The sequence below is a fragment of the Neisseria sp. DTU_2021_1001991_1_SI_NGA_ILE_055 genome (genome assembly GCF_032342915.1).
In the GTDB taxonomy this organism is placed as follows: domain Bacteria; phylum Pseudomonadota; class Gammaproteobacteria; order Burkholderiales; family Neisseriaceae; genus Neisseria.
Genome location: NZ_CP135440.1, coordinates 367,793 through 385,884, shown reverse-complemented (window position 1 = coordinate 385,884; position 18,092 = coordinate 367,793). Strand labels below are relative to the sequence as shown.

General features: G+C 49.7%; 11 protein-coding genes. 3 read left to right on the top strand and 8 right to left on the bottom strand.

Translation table 11 applies throughout. The features are described from left to right. Nucleotides 1-213: 213 nt before the first annotated feature. Nucleotides 214-3,972, top strand: coding sequence for a hemagglutinin repeat-containing protein (locus RRV97_RS01845; RefSeq protein ID WP_315611790.1), 3,759 nt, complete (start codon nt 214-216; stop codon nt 3,970-3,972). A gap of 145 nt (nt 3,973-4,117) precedes the next feature. Next, the gene (recB, locus tag RRV97_RS01840) at nt 4,118-7,774 is read left to right on the top strand and encodes an exodeoxyribonuclease V subunit beta (protein ID WP_315611789.1); all 3,657 of its coding nucleotides are present in this window, start codon (nt 4,118-4,120) and stop codon (nt 7,772-7,774) included. Between the two features lie 58 nt (nt 7,775-7,832). Here recB and RRV97_RS01835 read toward each other — a convergent pair whose 3' ends face one another. From RRV97_RS01835 to RRV97_RS01825, 3 genes are all read right to left on the bottom strand, one after another. Further along, nucleotides 7,833-8,564 (bottom strand): phosphoadenylyl-sulfate reductase, encoded by a 732-nt coding sequence (locus RRV97_RS01835; RefSeq protein WP_315611788.1) that lies wholly within the window; start codon nt 8,562-8,564, stop codon nt 7,833-7,835. Nucleotides 8,565-8,679: 115 nt separating this feature from the next. Next, on the bottom strand, nt 8,680-9,738 hold the full coding sequence (gene dinB / locus RRV97_RS01830; protein WP_314576830.1) for a DNA polymerase IV: 1,059 nt from the start codon (nt 9,736-9,738) through the stop codon (nt 8,680-8,682). Nucleotides 9,739-9,815: 77 nt separating this feature from the next. Further along, nucleotides 9,816-10,859 (bottom strand): sulfate ABC transporter substrate-binding protein, encoded by a 1,044-nt coding sequence (locus RRV97_RS01825; RefSeq protein WP_315612222.1) that lies wholly within the window; start codon nt 10,857-10,859, stop codon nt 9,816-9,818. A gap of 252 nt (nt 10,860-11,111) precedes the next feature. Here RRV97_RS01825 and RRV97_RS01820 point away from each other — a divergent pair, with 252 nt between their 5' ends. Continuing rightward, nucleotides 11,112-11,948 carry a DUF4198 domain-containing protein gene (locus RRV97_RS01820; protein ID WP_315611787.1) on the top strand — a complete coding sequence of 279 codons (837 nt, stop codon included), beginning with the start codon at nt 11,112-11,114 and terminating at the stop codon, nt 11,946-11,948. Between the two features lie 43 nt (nt 11,949-11,991). Here RRV97_RS01820 and RRV97_RS01815 read toward each other — a convergent pair whose 3' ends face one another. From RRV97_RS01815 to RRV97_RS01795, 5 genes are all read right to left on the bottom strand, one after another. Then, nucleotides 11,992-12,843 (bottom strand): DUF5672 family protein, encoded by an 852-nt coding sequence (locus tag RRV97_RS01815; protein ID WP_315611786.1) that lies wholly within the window; start codon nt 12,841-12,843, stop codon nt 11,992-11,994. Nucleotides 12,844-12,880: 37 nt separating this feature from the next. After that, nucleotides 12,881-15,475, bottom strand: a complete 2,595-nt coding sequence (gene mutS / locus RRV97_RS01810) for a DNA mismatch repair protein MutS (RefSeq protein ID WP_315611784.1) — start codon at nt 15,473-15,475, stop codon at nt 12,881-12,883. A gap of 131 nt (nt 15,476-15,606) precedes the next feature. Continuing rightward, nucleotides 15,607-16,248, bottom strand: a complete 642-nt coding sequence (locus RRV97_RS01805) for a hypothetical protein (protein ID WP_188213894.1) — start codon at nt 16,246-16,248, stop codon at nt 15,607-15,609. Between the two features lie 14 nt (nt 16,249-16,262). Continuing rightward, a complete protein-coding gene (locus RRV97_RS01800; RefSeq protein ID WP_315611783.1) occupies nt 16,263-17,135 on the bottom strand; it encodes a phosphoribosyltransferase in 873 nt (290 codons plus the stop codon). Nucleotides 17,136-17,156: 21 nt separating this feature from the next. Next, nucleotides 17,157-18,092 carry a DUF4424 family protein gene (locus RRV97_RS01795; protein WP_315611782.1) on the bottom strand — a complete coding sequence of 312 codons (936 nt, stop codon included), beginning with the start codon at nt 18,090-18,092 and terminating at the stop codon, nt 17,157-17,159.

Sequence of the window (18,092 nt, the reverse complement as noted above, 5' to 3'; positions counted from 1 at the left end):
TCATCTTAACGTTATTAATTTTCTATTAATATCAACAAGATGAGCGGCTTTTATTTGCATTTGAAATAGTGCACACAAGGTCATACTGGTGGTATGATTGTAAAAATTTCCATACCAATGTTAATACATTCAAAAGTTTTCTCAACAGAAATCCGATACCCGATATGGGATTTCTGATTCACTCTCCATCACGATAAATAAGGATTAAAATCCATGAAAATCGACACTTTATATCAGCCTAAGCTCTCAGCTTCCGGCAAAGTGACTGTCGCCGTGTGCTTTGCATTCCTGGGAAATGCAGCGGTAGCCGCCAATATCGAAGCCATCGGCCAAACTTCGGTACAGCAGCAGAACAATGTCGACATCGTCAACATTGCCACACCGACGGCCCAAGGTCTTTCTCACAACCAATACAACAAGTACAACGTTTCCCAACACGGCGCCGTTTTGAATAACGCCCTGTCTGCCGGTAAATCCCAACTGGCCGGAAACCTGTCTGCCAACAAAAACTTCCAAGGTCAGGCCGCATCTGTGATCTTGAACGAAGTAGTCAGCAAAAACCCTTCCCTGATTTTAGGTCAACAAGAGATCTTCGGTATTGCCGCAGACTATGTTTTGGCAAACCCTAACGGCATTACCCACAACGGCGGCAGCATCCTGAATGCCAACCGCGCATCCTTGGTTGTCGGTACGCCAACCGTTTCAGACGGCGTGTTGAAATCTTTCCATATCAGCGATAATGGCAAACAGCTGCAAGTAAACGGCAATTTGAGCGGCAACCGCGTGGTTGACCTGCTCGCGTCGCAAGTTGTGATCGGCAAATCAGCCAACGTCAATGCCGCTGATGCCATCAACGTTTCTTCAGGCAAAAGCAACTTCGACTACAAAACCGCACAAATCGAAGCCTTGGACGCAGCTTCAAATGCGCCGGTGCTTGACGGTCATATCTTCGGCAGTATGCGCGCCGGTACCATCCGCATCCACGCGACCGACAAACGCGCCAAACAAAACATTCAAAATGCCGCCATTACCGGCACACGCTACCTGAATATCGACAGCAAAGGCAACCTGAGCATCCAGTCCGCCAACCTGACCGGCGCACAAATGGAATTATTTGCTCGTGATACCGACATCAAAGGCACGGTTAACAGCCATTCTGCTAACAAGTCTTCCAGCGGCAAAGAAGCGCAAAATGTTCAGCACTTCCGTTCAGACCGCAACAAAACGGAAACCTTTACCGCCAGCAATATCAATGTATCTGAGTCATTGACTTTGAACAACAGCGGCAGCCTCAACTTAAGCGCGGCCAACATCAATGCCGGCGCACTGACTGCTTCTGCCAAAGGCAACATCAATTCTAACGCGGTAAAAACCACCAACCGTACAGAATCCGACCACACTCAAAGCAAAGGCCTTTGGTACAACAACAACCTGAGTTCTTCTGTTGACGAAAGCCTGCATCAAACCACAATCAATGCCGGCTCTGTCAATATTGCGACCACCGGCAAAGTCCAATTGGACGCAACCGAACTGAACTCGGCTGCCGATGCACGCATTGCCGCCCAACAAGGCATCGTATTGAGCAGCAACAGCGAAACCGACAGCAGCTCGACTTATGTCAGCTTCAAAAACGAAACTGCCGCGCTGAAAACCGGTATCGCTACAAAATCTTCCAAAAACTCTACCGCCCATCAAACCAAAATCTCCGCAGCCGGTGATATCGGTTTGATTTCCGAAGGCGATTTGAGCACTTACGGCGCAAGCATTGCGGCAAACGGCAATGTCGTTACCGATGTCAACAACATTAACTTGGGTACTCAAACCACCATCAACACCAACAGCCTCGATGACCAGAAAAAATACTGGGGCGGCCTGTTCGGCGGTGAAAGCCAAGTTCAAAACAACCGTACCGAAAACCTGCACGGCAGCAGCATTACTGCCAACTCAAACGTAGTCTTGGGTGCAAAAAACGGCGTCAACGTTTACGGCAGTACCGTTGAAGGCCAAGCCGGTACATTCGTCAGCTCCAAAGCAGGCAATGTTGATATTAAAAACGCCACCAGCACCGACACTTCCGCACAAAGCGCGCGTAAAGGTACGATTTTCAATATCACGACCTCTAAAACCAGCAGCAACAGCAGCATTGAAAAAGTAACCGGTTCTACCCTGGTTTCCAATGCCGACCTGACCGTTGTTTCCAACAAAGACATCAATGTGATCGGCTCTGCATTGTTTGCGGCACAAAAACTACAACTGGCTTCCGCAGGCGATTTGACCATCGATGCTGCCAAAGCGGTAGAAAACAAACAGGTCAACGAGTATTCCATCAAAGGCTACTCGGGTACCGAAACCAATAAAGAAAACGGCAGCGTGACTGCCAAAGCCGGTATCAAATTAACCGATACCCACACCGACACTCATTCTGTCGGCCTGAGCGGCAGCATTTTGACCGGTAAAAACACCCAGTTGTCTTCCAACTCAAACGTTACCGTCAGCGGCAGCCAAGTCAACGGCGAAGAATCCGTCAACATTTCCGCAGCCAATGACGTCAATGTTGTTGCCTCCAAAGGCAGCAGCACAGTGACCGAATCCGGCCGCGTAACCGATTTGGGCGTATCTGCCACCGCATACGGAAAAAATAACGTTGCAGGCGTCGGCGTATCTGTCGGCATTACCAGCACCAAAACGGATGCAACAACCGTAACGGACACATCTCATGTATCCAACATCAACACCGGCGGCAACACCACCATCACTGCCAACGGCAATATTAATCAAGAAGGTACCGTAATTAATGCGACCGGCAATGTGATTGAGTCTGCCAAAAACGTTACCCATGCAGCGGCACACAGCGGCGCGAAATCCGATGTGAAACAAAACGGCGGCGGTTTGGTCGTTTCTGCCGGCATCAGCACCAACAAAGGCATCGGCGGTGAAATCACTGCGCAAGGTCAAGGCAACTCTTCGACCCACAATGAATCCACTGCAACCGTCACCACCATCAACGCAGGCAATGCCATTGTTTTGGCAAATGATAAAGTGTCTGATGAAGGTACAAAATACGATGTGACCGGTGCGATCAACATTGACGTAGGTTCATACCACAACACTGCCGCCCACAACACCAGCAACAGCAGCAGCAAACAAGGCGGCGCTTCTTTGACTGTCGGCGCATACACCAAAGACGGTTCAAACGTTGATGTGAATGCCAACCTGAACGTCAACTACGCTGATGAAAACAAAAAAGAATCTACCGCCGTCAAAGGCGATATGAATGCGACCAATGTTGTCATCAACGCCAAAGACTCTGCTGAAATCGCATCCAACATTACCGCCAACAACAACGTCAACATTACCGCAGGCAACGGCGTTACCTTCACCGAGTCAGCCAATACTGCCTCCAACCAAGGTACAGCCGTTAATGTCGGTATCGGCGCTGGTGCGACAATCAATGTTGAAACCGGTGTGGCCGTTCCTCACGTCAACGGCTCTGTCGGCGTCAACAAAACCGATAACGCTTCTTCTACCGCCGCAGGCGCGAATGTAGCGGCCGGCAACGATATTAAAATCAATGCCAACAACGGCGACGTCAACCTGCACGGTACCAACTTGGTATCCAACAACTCCGTTGAAGTAGAAGGCAACAAAGTCAATACTTCCGGCGCGATCAGCAGCGTTAACGAAAAAAATCTGACCGTCAATGTCAACGGCAGCTACGCTTCAGGCAAACCAAACGGCGGCATCAACGCCAAAGGTAAAAACGACGCCAACGTAACCAATACGGCAAACGTCATCCAAAGCGACAATGTTGTTATTACTACCGGCTCTCCAACCGGTTTGAGCGTCAACAATACGGCCATCAACGGTAATAATGTTGTGCACTACTATGACAACACTAAAGCTTCTGCGGCGAACCGTTATACCTACCGTCCCCGCCAACCAAGCTACGCCAAACGCCGTTTGCGTTACTAAGATGCGCTATTGAAGTCATTTGAATAGCCATTAAGACATGCCGTCTGAAAACAGAAAGTTTTCAGACGGCATTTTTATCATCAATGCAAAACCACACACTATCTCTGTTATGATAATGCCTCGCTAATATTATTCCGTTCCAACCATGTCTTCCGCCCTTCCTTTTGACGCGCTCACCCTTTCCATCGACGGCACCAACCTCATCGAAGCCTCCGCCGGTACGGGTAAAACCTACGGCATTGCCGCGCTCTTTACCCGACTGATTATTTTAGAAAAAAAAGACATCGAGAAAATTCTGGTCGTTACCTTTACCAAAGCGGCAACGGCAGAACTGAAAACCCGTTTGCGCGCGCGTTTGGACGAAGTGTTGCAGGTTTTAAACGAAATCCAAACCTTGGGCGGCAAGCCGGAACATATTTCAGACGGCCTGAACAAATATTACGAAAAAGAGAAAAAATCCCCCGATGACTTTCTCAATCGCTTGATTCCTTTGGCTTTAGGCGAGCAAGACGGACAGGAAAGCTGCCATCGCCTGATTCTCCGCCTCAAAGCCGCACTGAGCCAGTTTGACAACGCATCGATTTACACCATCCACGGCTTCTGTCAGCGCGTCTTGCGCGATTACGCGTTTTTGTGCGGCGCGCCTTTGGATGTCGAGCTGTCGGACGACTCACGCGAGAGGCTGCTGATTCCTGCGCAGGACTTTTGGCGGCAGAAAGTGGCAACCGATGCCACATTGGCACAATTGGTTTTTGACCGGAAATGCACGCCCGAAGAAATGCTTGCCGAAATCAAAAGCTATACCGGCCGCCCCTATCTGAAATTCAGACGGCCTGAAGGCGATTTGCAAGAAGCTCAAGCCAAGCTTCAAGAAACATGGCAAAAAATTTGCGTCCACTTGGAAGACTTGGAAAAAGCGTTTTGGGCAATTTTTCCCAAACTGAACGGCCAAACCTACAGAAGAAAAACCTTTGAAAATGTTTTTACTGATCTAAAAACAAACGCCGAATCCAACCGTCTGCCCCGCCTGAGCAAACAAACGCTGGAAAAATTAAGCCTCTTCAGTATCGACACGCTCAACATCAAACTGAAAAAAGAATATAAAGCCGATGCCGATGCGCCGGAAATTATTCAGCTGCAAGCCTTGGCTAATCTTGGCCGTAATTTGCAGGCAATGAAAAGCGCGGAAGAAGCAGTCTTCATCTGCCTGCAACTCGACCTCCTTTCCTACATCAATCAGTCCATTGCTGAACAAAAAAAATCACGCCGCGAGCGCGTGTTTGATGATTTGCTGCTGGACGTCCATCAGGCATTGACCACCAATGAACACGGCAACGCATTGGCAAAAGCGGCAGCGGCAAACTGGGAAATCGCGCTGATTGACGAATTCCAAGATACCGACCCGTTGCAATACGAAATTTTCCGCCAAATTTTTATCGAACAAAGCTGCCCGCTGTTTCTCGTTGGCGACCCCAAACAGGCGATTTACAGCTTTCGCGGTGCGGACATTTACGCCTATCTGCAAGCCGCGCAAGATGCGGACAGGCATTACACTCTCGCCGTCAACTACCGCAGCCATGCCAAGCTGATCAACGGCATCAGCGCCTTGTTCAAACAAAAAAAACACCCCTTCGTATTGAAAAACATCGATTACAGCGAGGTCTCCGCCAGCCGTGCCGAAAGCCGGCTGTCGCCACACCGCCCCGCCATCCAAGTGCGCTGGCTCAATACGGACGATCAAACCGGCAAAGAGATTTTGCGCAGCCGAGCAGCCGAATATTGCGCCGATGAAATTGCCTTTGCGCTCAATGAAGCAGCCGAAGGCCGTCTGAATTTCAAAGGCCGCGCGTTGGAATCCGGCGACATTGCCGTCTTGGTGCGCACCAACAACGAAGCGGCGATGATTGCCAGAAAACTGAAACAGCGCCGTATCCAAAGCGTGTTGCTGTCGCGCCAGTCCGTTTTCGATTCCGCCGAGGCCGACTCGCTGTCCGCGTTGATCGGCTTTTGGCTCAACCCAAGGCAAACCGACTGGCTGCGCTTTGTCTTGACCGGCGTTTTGTTCGGCTATACCGCCAAAGAGATTTACGAACTCAACCACAACGAACACCAGCTGCTCAAATGGCTGGAGTCGTCAGCCGAAGCCTTGGAAAAATGGCGGAAAGGCGGCATTTTTGCCGCCGTGCAGCAGTTTGCCGCCCGACATGACATCGAAACACGCCTGCTTAAAGGCGGCAACGAACGCAGTCTGACCAATTACTACCAAATTCTGGAGCTTTTGGCCGAAGAAGACAGCCAAAGCCGAAACCCCGCCGCCCTGCATAAATGGTTAAACGAACAAATCAGCCGTGCGCGCAGCGGCCATTTCCCGTCAGACGCGCAAACCATCCGTCTTGAAAGCGACGAAAAATTGGTCAAAATCGTTACCATGCACGCGTCGAAAGGTTTGCAATATCCTTTGGTTTACTGCCCCTTCGCATGGGATACCAAAGACAATTCCAAAGAAAACTGGAAAATCCTGCATACTGACAACCACGAAACCGAGCTGCTGGCGAAATCGCAAACCTCGGAAGCGGAACTAAGCCATCTGGCCGACGAAAAGACGGCGGAAGATTTACGCCTGCTCTATGTCGCCCTTACCCGCGCCGAAGAACAGCTCAACATCTACGCCGCCGCCAACAAAAACTGTACGCCGAACAATCCTTTTGCCTATCTGCTCGAAGGCTTGCCAGAGGCCGGCCGCGAAAGCGTCAGCCAAAGCTATCAAAGCACGACAGATGTTGTAGAAATGCTCAAAACCAACTGGCAACGCTTTATCAAAAACGCGCCCGAAAATACGGAATTCACCTTCACGGAAGAAGCCCCGCCGGAAACCGTCTATCAATACAGCCACCAACAAGACCAAGCTTTGAGCGCACAGAGCATTAAACGCCGCGATTTTGACTTTATCCGCCACACCAGCTTTACCGGTTTGAGCAGGCATACCAAGTCAAGCGATGAGCAACACGAGCCTTTGCAACCTGCCATCGATCCGGCAGAAAGCGCAGACCGTGCCATGCCGTCTGAAAACCTGCCGCCCCCGCTTTCAGACGGCCTCGATATCCACCATTTTCCCCGCGGCACCAATGCCGGCGTATGTTTGCATGAAATACTGGAAAAACTCGACTTTGCCGCCTCTGCCGAGAGCCAATCCGAAATGATTGCCGAAGTTTTGCAACGCCACAGCTTTGAAGACAAATGGCTGCCGACGGTAAGCGCTATGCTCGACATCTGCCGCCTGACGCCTTTAATCAACGAGAGCCTGTCGCAGATTCCGCCGACCCGACGCCTGCCCGAAATGGGGTTCACCCTGTACATGGACGATTTCAAACTGGACGACTTACGCCGTTGGTTTGCCTCAAGCGAAGCAAACCTGCCGCCCGAATGCGTCCAAGCCGCGCAACTGCTTGATTTCCATGACTTACAAGGCTATTTGAACGGCTTCATCGATATGGTTTGCCAAGATTCAGACGGCCATGTCGTTTTAATCGACTACAAATCCAACCATTTAGGCAACGATGCAAGCGCCTACACGCAACAGGCGATGAACGAAGCCGTGGCGCATCATCACTACTACCTGCAAGCCCTGATCTACGCCGTTGCCATCGCGCGCTACTACGCCCTGCGCGGCAAGCCCTTGCCTAAAATCGCCATCCGCTACCTCTTCCTGCGCGGCATGGACGGCTCGGATCGAGGCATCTGGAAATGGGACATCGATACCGCCCTGCTTTCCACTTTTGTCGAGCGAAAAACAAATTCTTGATAAATCAATTGTTAAACCGTCAAAAAGGCCGTCTGAAACGTTTTCAGACGGCCTTTGATTATTTGTGCAAACCGCATTCCTTACTGTCTTTGCTTTCCCACCACCATCGTCCGGCGCGGATATTTTCGCCCAGTTTGACCGGACGCGTGCAGGGTTCGCACCCGATGCTGGGATAGCCCTGATGATACAGCACATTAAGCGGAACTTGGTGCTCGTGCGCATATGCCCAAACGTCCTGCTCTTCCCAATCGAAAATAGGATTGAATTTGGCGATGTTGCGGCCTGTATCCCGCTCTTCAAAATTCAATTCGCTGCGCGTTTCGGACTGGCTGCGGCGTTGTCCGGTCAGCCAGGCAGGCGCGTTGTGCAAAGCGCGGTTGAGCGGTTCGATTTTGCGGATATGGCAACAACGGCGGCGCAACTCGACGCTGTCGTACATGGCGGTCGTGCCGAATTCAGCTTCAAATTCATCGGCGGTTTGCCGGTTGGGATAAAACACTTCCAATTCGGTTTGATAACGCGCATTGGTTTCGGCAATCAGCGCGGCGGTCTCGGGATTGAGTTTGCCCGTATTGAGCGTAATGATGCGGATGGGCAGTTTCAGACGGCAAACGGCATCGGTAATGACCATATCTTCAACCGCAAGGCTGGATGCGAACACGGCTTGCGGATAGCGCGCGGCAATGTCTTGCAAACGGCGCTCCAAAGCAGCTGCCAACTCAGGCAGGCGGCGGCGTTCGGCATCATTGGTTTCGGGGATTTTCCAAAATTGGGGACGGAATAAAGACATGGCTGGTTGTTCCTAATAATTTTCAGACGGCCTGTTGAAACGGCTGTCGATATGGTTATGGAACGATATTGTCCTGCGCCCTATCTTCAAACGGAAAGAATGCTTTTCTATTTCTTTATAACCAAAGCGTCTGCTGCTGGTTTTTCGGCAGCAAATGACTCACGCCGATGCCGATCAGGCGGAAGGCGTCTTCGCGTTGCGGCGGTATGCGTTGCAGCAAAGTATGCGCCGCCTGAAGCAGCGAGGCACTGTCGGGAAGGACGGAAGAATACGTCAGCGAACGCGTGATAATGCGGAAATCGTGGGTTTTGAGTTTGAGGGTAACGCCTTTGGCTTCGACGTTTTTGCGCTCAATCTGCCGCCAAAGGTCTTCGGCAAGGTGCGGCAAATGGCTTGAAGCCTGCGCCAAAGATAAATCTTCGGGCAAAGTGATTTCGGTTGAGATTTGCAGGCGTTCGCGTTCGGCTTTGACAGGCCGCTCGTCGATACCGCGTGCCAAATCATAAAGGCGGTAGCCGTAGCGGCCGAAATGGTTTAAAAGTTCGCCGCGCTCAAAACGGCGCAAATCGCCGGCAGTCTGCATACCGAGGGCGTTCATTTTTTTCAGCGTAACTTTGCCGACACCGGGAATCTTACCCAACGGCAAGCTCTCCAAAAACGCCATGATTTTGGGCGGCGGCAATACAAACTGTCCGTTTGGCTTGCGCCAGTCGGACGCGATTTTGGCCAAAAACTTATTGGGCGCGATGCCTGCAGAGGCCGTCAAACCGGTTTCTTCAAAAATTTCGGCGCGAATGCGTTTGGCCACCTCGCTGGCGTACGGGATATTTTTAAAATTTCGGGTAACATCCAAATAGGCTTCGTCCAAAGACAAAGGCTCGATCAAATCGGTATAACGCCGAAACACGGCATGAATCTGCGCCGACACTTGGCGGTACAAATCGAAATGCGGCGGCACAAACACCGCCTGCGGACACAGCCTTTTTGCCGTCGCCACCGACATGGCCGAGTGCAAACCGAATTTGCGCGCTTCATAAGACGCGGCACAAATGACCGATCGCGTACCGTCCCACGCCACAACGACGGGCAGCCCTTTCAAATGCGGCTGCTCGCGCAGTTCTACCGAAGCGTAGAATGCGTCCATATCGATATGGATGATTTTGCGTTGGGACATGGAAAAAGGTAGATAAGGAAAAGGCTTATTGTAACAAAAGGCCGTCTGAAATTTCAGACGGCCTCTATGTTCAAACCTTATTTTTTACCGGAAAGCTGATCAAACAATCCGCCGTCGGCAAAGAATTTTTTCATGATGTCCGACCAAGCGCCGAACTTCTCATTCGGATTGAAGGTTTCAATATCGGGGAAGTCGGCTTTGTGTTTGGCCAATACTTCGGCATTGCGCGGACGCAGATAAAGATTGGCGGCCAATTCTTGAGCCGGTTCGCTCCAGAGGTTTTTCAGGTAGGCTTCGGCAGCGGCGCGCGTGCCTTTTTTATCGACCACGCTGTCCACGACGGCAACCGGTGCTTCTGAAATAATGGTGTAGCTCGGATAGACGATTTCAAATTGGTCTTGGGTCAGCTTTTTGCTGACGTAGTTGGCCTCGTTTTCAAAGGTAACCAAGACATCGCCGATATTGCGTTGGCTGAATGTCGTCGTTGCCGCACGGCCGCCGTTTTCAAATACAGGTGTATTTTTCAGCAATGCGGCCACAAAATCTTGGGTTTTGCCTTCATCGCCGTTGTTGACTTTCAAGCCATAACCGTACGCGCCCAAAAAGGCATAGCGACCGTTGCCGGTGGTTTTCGGGTTGGCCAAAACGATTTGCACGCCGTCTTTGGTCAAATCGCCCCAGTCTTGGATGTGTTTCGGATTGCCTTTGCGCACCAAGAAAACGACGTTGCTGGTATAAGGCACGGCATTATCCGGCAGGCGCGTGTTCCAATCGTCTTTAATCAGGCCTTTTTTCACCAAAAGCTCGATATCGGAAGTCTGGTTCATGGTCACCACATCGGCGGCCAAACCGTTGGCCACAGCCAAAGCCTGCTTGCTGGAGCCGCCGTGCGACTGTTGGATTTCAACCGTTGCGCCGCCGTTTTTAGCAGCATATTCTTTGACAAACAAAGGATTGTATTCTTTATAAAAATCTCGTGCGACATCATAAGAGACGTTCAACAGCTTCACATTACCGCCCTTGCCTGCGGAAGCGGCATTGTCGGCAGACTGTTCGTTTTTGGGAGAGCAGGCACTCAACGCCAGCGCGGCGGTCAATGCGGCAAAAGAAAGGGTACGGATATTCATGGTCGGCTCCTATTAAAAGTATGGCGATACTTTATCGGGTTCGGAGGCAAACGGGAAATAATGTTTGCTTTTGGGTTTATCAGTTTTGGTTATATAAACCAAGGCCGTCTGAAATCAAAAAATAATTATTTATAACTATAAAATCTAAACCATATTATTTACAAAGTAAATAAAAAAGAGTACCGTTCGTATTCGCCGAATCATTAGGCGTTTTGTTCAATAATAGAAAGATGGAGTGTAGAAACGATGAAACAGTGGATGCTTTTAGGATTGCTGGGATTGGGCGCGGCGGCGCAGGCGCACGATGTTTGGGTGGCCGCACCGGCACATCAGCCTGCCGGCAAAATCCTGCATGCGGATTTGGGTTACAGCCACGACTTCCCCAATGTCGAAAAAATCGCCGACGACCGCGTGCATATTTTCAAACCGCTGCAATTGACCGACAGCTCAAAGAAAACCGTTGATTTGGTAAATAAGGGCGAAAACTATCAATACGTTTCCAAAGCCGCCCTGCCCGCAGGCTCCTACTGGGTCAGCGCAACCTACCAACCGACTTTCTGGTCGAAAAACCAAGACGGCTGGAAACAGCAAACCTTAAAACAACTGGCCGGTGCTACCTATTGCGAACAGGCACAAATGTTCGGCAAGAGTTTCGTCCACGTGGGCAACGGCGCAGTCGATGAAGCGGTATTGACCCGCCCTATCGGCCAAGAGCTGGAACTGGTTCCGCTGCAAAATCCAAACGAAGTCAAAGCCGGCGGCATTTTGCCGGTCAAAGTCCTGTACAAAGGCGAGCCTTTGGTTAAAGCCACCGTTACCGCCAGCTCGGACACTTTGGCCGAAATGGACTTGGAATCAACCCATGACCACCGCGAGCCTCAAGGCTTCTCCGGCAAAACCGATAAAAACGGCGTGGTCAATGTGATTACGTTGATTGACGGCTTGTGGAAAATCAAAGTGGTGAACGAGACCGATTACAGCGATAAAAGCGTATGCCAACAAGACAAAGCTTACGCAACGCTGATTGTGCCTGTCGGTACCAAACGCGCGGCTGCACGCCATGCCCACCATCATCAACATTAACAACCATTAAAAAAGGCCGTCTGAACTTTCAGACGGCCTTTTTTTATTCTAATTCATAACCCAAATTTCTAAAAAAACGGGAGAATGTTTCCAATTTATCCTCATTCAATTGGGCAAACCGGACACGGTTACGGCCGGTCAAGACTACATTGCCCATCCAGTGCGCCCCAAAGACGTGCTCTAAAGGGACATTCCTCATTCGATTGATAAACGGTACTTCTGAAGAAAATTGTGTCGCAATATTCGGAGGCGCAAATTTCAGACCCAAGTCCTGCAATCTATAACGGTGTTGCGCCGTCAAAAACATATCCTCGTGGTGCAGCCGCACCAGCCATTCCATATCGGCCATTTTTCCGTCTTCCGGCGGCAAAGGCGGCCGGATTTCTACATTTAAGCCCAGTTGCCTCGGCATGGTTAAAAGCCGCCTGCTGCGCAGGCTGAAACCGCCGTTCTGCGGCTCGTCCAAATTCGGGGAGTTCTGAATCAGATGCTGTTTGGCCAAATATTGGTCGATTCCCTTCAGGAAAAACTGCCCGTCTGCTTCAGTTTCCAACAAAAGCGACAAAGGTGCGCCGATGTAGTCATATTCCCAATAGGCATCCTGCCAGTTTTGACCGTTCAACACCCAGCCGTCATTTTGAACGATCAAACAATAATCAGTATCGATGTAATACATCAGTTGGTACAAAACAAACAGATTGTATTCCAAATAACCGAATGGCCGGCAAGGCTGATGCAGGATATTTTCCGGCAAACCTTGCGGACAGCTCGGGCTGATCAGCAATCCGCGGCTGCCGGGCAATTCGGCGCAACTGCGGGCAACGGCATACATCGTGCCCTCGGTATAAGAATCTGCACCGGTAATACCCACCACGGTAATGTCAGCAAAACTCATTATATGTTTCTCCTGTTTCAGACGGCCTTTGAGTTATTTACGACACCTTGTTGCAAATTTCTTTCAAGCGATACAAGGCATCCAAGGCTTCGCGCGGCGTGAGGTTGTCGGGCTGGATTTGCGCCAACGCTTCGGCCAACCCATCGGTCTGGGCATGGCAAACCGGTTCAATTTCCTGTTCTTCCTCACCCACTCTATTTTCAGACGGCATGGCGCTGAAAATATCCAACTGCGGACGGTTAGCGGCGGCTTGGGCTTCGAGTTCGTCCAGATGTTTTTGGGCGGCTTTGAGGGCGCGGTTGGGCAGGCCGGCAAGTTTGGCGACGGCGATGCCGTAGCTTTTGCTGGCGGGGCCGGGTTCGATGTGGTGGAGGAAGACGATGTCTTGTCCTTGCTCAAGCGCGGAGAGGTGCATGTTGACTGCCGTTGCGTGGGCTTCGGGCAGTTTGGTCAGTTCGAAATAGTGGGTGGCGAAGAGGCTGAAGGATTTGTTTTTTTGCAGCAGGTGTTCGGCGATGGCGTGCGCGAGGGCGAGGCCGTCGAAGGTGGAGGTGCCGCGTCCGACTTCGTCCATGAGGACGAGGGATTGGTCGGTGGCGTGGTGGAGGATGTAGGCGGTTTCGCTCATTTCGACCATGAAGGTGGAGCGGTTGGAGGCGAGGTCGTCCGATGCACCGATACGGGTGAAGATTTGGTCAATGGGTCCGATTTGGGCTGAATCGGCAGGCACGAAGCTGCCGGTATGCGCCATGAGAACGATGTGGGCAACTTGGCGCATGTAGGTGGATTTGCCGCCCATATTGGGGCCGGTCAGGAGCATGAGGCGGTGTTTGTGGTCGAGGCGGGTGTGGTTGGCGGTGAAGTGGCGCACTTGTTGCTCGACGACAGGATGGCGGCCGTTTTCGATATGGATAATGGGGTAGTCGGCGAACTCAGGACAAACGAAGCCGCGTTCAGCGGCAATGGCGGCAAACGTAGAAAGTACGTCGAGGGCGGCGGCGGCTTTGGCGGCTTTTTGAAGCTGCGGCAAGGCCGTCTGAACTTCTTTCAGCAGGGATTCAAACAGGCGTTTTTCCAATGCCAATGCCTGCTCTTGCGCGGTCAGGACTTTATCTTCAAAGGTTTTGAGTTCGGGGGTGATGAAGCGTTCGGCGTTTTTCAGGGTCTGGCGGCGTTGGTAGTCGGCGGGGGCTTGCTCGGCCTGGACTTTGGATAGCTCGATGTAGAAGCCGTGAACGCGGTTGAACTCGACTTTAAGGGTGGAGAGGCCGGTACGTTCGCGTTCGCGCGCTTCAAGCTCGAGCAGGAATTCGTCGCCGTGGTTTTGGATGTGGCGCAACTCGTCCAGTTCTGCCGAATAGCCTTGGTTGATGACGCCGCCGTCTTTGAGCCAGACGGCGGGTTCGGGCATCACAGCGGCTTTGAGGGTTTCGGCGACGGGCAGGGTTTCGGGGAAAACGGCTTTGAGGGTTTCTAAGAGACTGCTGCCCTCGGCGGACAATTCGATTTCAGGCAGGGCAAACAGGCTGTCGCGCAGGGCGGCGAGGTCGCGCGGGCGGGCGTTGCCGACGGCGATGCGGGCGGCGATGCGTTCGATGTCCGCGATGTTTTTCAGACGGCCTTGCAGGGTTTCGTATTGAGAACCCAGCGCGGCAACGGCTTCTTGGCGGGCTCGGATGTGGGCGCGGCTGCGTAAGGGGTGGTGCAGCCAGAGTGCCAAGAGGCGGCTGCCCATGTGGGTGGCGCAGCCGTCGAGTATGGAAAACAGGGTCGGCGATTTTTTGCCGGAGAGGGTTTGCGTGATTTCAAGATTGCGGCGCGTGGCGGCATCCATGCCGATATATTGGCTGTCGGTTTCGAGCGAAATACCGTCTAAGTGTTGCGGCATCAGGTTTTGCGTCAGGCGGATGTAGTTCAACAGTGCGCCCGCCGCACCGACGGCGGCTTCGTGTTCCTTTCCGTCTAAACCGAAGCCGTGCAGGTCTTGGCAGCCGAAGTATTCGGTCAACAATTTCACGCCCGCGTCGGCAGCAAACTGCCATGAGTTCAGGCGCGTGATGTTGGCTGAGGTTGACTGAAAACCGTCAGGCAGGCTTTTGCCTTCGGGCAACAGGATTTCCGCCGCCTGCAAACGCGCCAGCTCGTCGGCGAGCTTGTCCGCCGTCGTCAGCTTGGTTTTGAATTCGCCGCTTTGCAAAGATGCCCACGCGATGGCGATGTTTTTTTTATCCGCGTTCACCGCTGCGATGCGGTTGGTTTCCTTGTCTTCCAAAAACGCCGCGTCGGTCAGCGTGCCGGGCGTCACAATGCGCACGACTTTGCGCTCCACCGGCCCTTTGCCCGCGCCGACTTCGCCCACCTGCTCGCACACCGCCACGCTTTTGCCCATCTTCACCAGTCGCGCCAGATATTGCTCCGCCGCGTGAAACGGCACGCCCGCCATCTTAATCGGTACGCCGTCCATCTGCCCGCGCGTGGTCAGGGTGATGTCCAACAGCTTCGCCGCTTCCACCGCGTCATCCAAAAACAGCTCGTAAAAATCGCCCATGCGGTAAAACACCAGCTTGTCGGCGTGCTGCGATTTGATGTCGAGATACTGCTGCATCATCGGGGAAACAGTGGGTTTGGACATGGAAAAGCCTTAGAAACGGAAAAGCCTTATTGTAGCAAAAGGTCGTCTGAAACCCTAAAACAAGGTTTCAGACGCAAGAATCAAGGATTAAAGCGTAGCTTACAATTTCCATTTTATATAAAATTTTACCTCTAGCCAAATAAAGAAAACTGTTCATTATCCTTAACTTTATGCTCTATATTTTTAAGATTATTAGCTTGCTTTTTCATTTTATAATAATAAGTTTTAGTTTCTTTTTGAACTAATTTTTCAATTACTTGCTCCTCAAACTCAGAGAGTTTTTTGAATTTCATTATCCCTTTTTCTGGATTAGGAATATAGAACAATCCTACATACTTTTCCTGCATAAGTAGATTATAGATATTGTTTAATGATCCTTTGCTTACATGAACATTTCCAAACCGATTTTTACTAGTATCTCTCCAAATAACTAAACCAAAATCAGCATCATCAACCATGGCTTTATCTTTCATCATTTGTGCTTCTCTAGTATACCTCCCATCTTTAAATAATTTTTCATTGTCAGTATCCACAAGAATGCGCTTATTGATCCATGCTCTATCCGCAAAATTTCTAGGGGTAGGACCTACATGGTAGATTTCTACATTTTTATAATTATCTGCTTTGAGCATATCCTGTATACTTTTATCAATTCCAGTAGCATCTCCAATCAAAATTGTATAGTTCCTTTCACGACTATTATCAACTGATTTGATAACAACATCAGGAATTTCTTTACTAGAAATACTTCCACTTATAAATATTTTTTTCATATAAACTCCTTAAGTTATTTATCGGAAATTGCCCAGTACCCTTTTTGATTTTTATAAATGAAAAATTTAAATTCCCTATAAAAATCATTATTATCATATGCCTGCTTAACCTCTAGAAACTTGCTATGAGTCTGCCAGATATAGACTTGTTCAAGCTTACTATCTTTATGAAAATTTAACATTATACGCATACATCCATTTCTCTCATCGTAACATTTTTTGCTAGTTGGAATTTTACAAATATAACATTTAGGAATTCCTCCATATTGATTTTTTGTAAGACTAATGAATCTAACAAAAATATTAGGATTCTTTTCCTTTAGAGCTAATATAGTATATTTTGCCGTATTTCCCTCTCCAAATAGATCATCAATTAATAACACTTTACTGACTTCTGGAGATAGCTGTTCGGCAATGTAATCACTTTCTTTAAGTTGAGAATCTTTTGCTTGACTTGATGAAATCTTTTTAACTACAGAACAATCAACCTTTTTTTCTTTACTACTTAACCTATCAGCAAGCATGTACATAATTTTTAAATCCCCTTTTGGATTATTCTCATACTTAGGATTGAAACTAGGTACAGGTAGAATTAAATCAATATCATCAGTGAATGGTAGCAATTTTTCTGCTAAAAATTCCAAATCATCTTCCATTTGCTTATTTTGTTCATTTGTTAAACTATCGCCATGTATATACTTATACTTAATATTATGTACTGCCGACCCTATATCAGTATACCTTGTATCATCCTTATACCAATCCAAAGCGAAAGCTTCATTTGCCTGTTTAACTTCATCCCTTAAATCAATCATATGTAATTCCTCTTTTCTTAAAAAATTTTCTAACTCAAAAGATTCAATCTCTAAGAACGCATGATTATTCATATAGCTTATATTTAAAATTTATCAAAAGACAAAAATAATGTCCAAGTCTTTCTTCGGCAGGAAATTTTCTTTGACTGCTTGGAAGCGGTTCGGCCCTACTTTGCGCAAGGATTTGTCCCAGCAAAGCGAAATCACGGTATTAGGCTCGCGGTCTATGGTCAACGTGAATTTACCGATGGGTTTTGCCCAGTTGGCACCTGTGGTCAGGATATAGCCCAAATGGTGATAGACCTTTTCTTCTTTCACATTTTTAAAGTTGTTGAGGAAGTTTTCATCCATGCAGTACTCATCTATAAATGCTTTGCTGTCTTTGGCTTTGAGCGAAGGCAGGAAGCTGCCGCCGACCAGCGGGGTGTATTGGTGTTTGATTTCGGTGACGCTGCCGGCTTTGAAGGTTTGCTTCCAGCTGTAAATAATCTGCGACGACCAATAGGACAGTTCATCCGTCTGTTTGGACAGCATGGATTGGACTTTGGCGGAGCGGCAGGCTCCGATTTTGCTGTCGATTTTTTCACCGTCTTGCTTTTTCGTCCAAGGGTGCATCAGTTCCTGATCGCTCAAACCGCATTTTTTCAAATCGGCGGTCACGTCCACCAGCGAGCCGTTACGCCGTTCAAAATAGGCGCGGACGTGGGCTTGCGGGCGGACAGGTTTGCCGTCGGCGTAAATTCGGAAGCTGTTCACCAAGCCTTTGGTGTCGGCAAAGTCGGAAACTGTGAACGCAGGAACGATGGGCAAAGGAAAAAGAACCGTCTCGGTAATGTCTTGCGCTGTAGTATTTTTAAACTTGTAATGTACGCGGATTTGCTTTTCGCTGATGTGCAAATCTTCGCTCTGCATATCGATATGCGGATTTTTCAGATATTTGATGCCGCTTGTGCTGACCGTACCCATACTGTCATTGGCATGAGCAGCCCCAGTCAGCAGAAGGAGCAAGATTAAAGCTTTTTGTTTCAT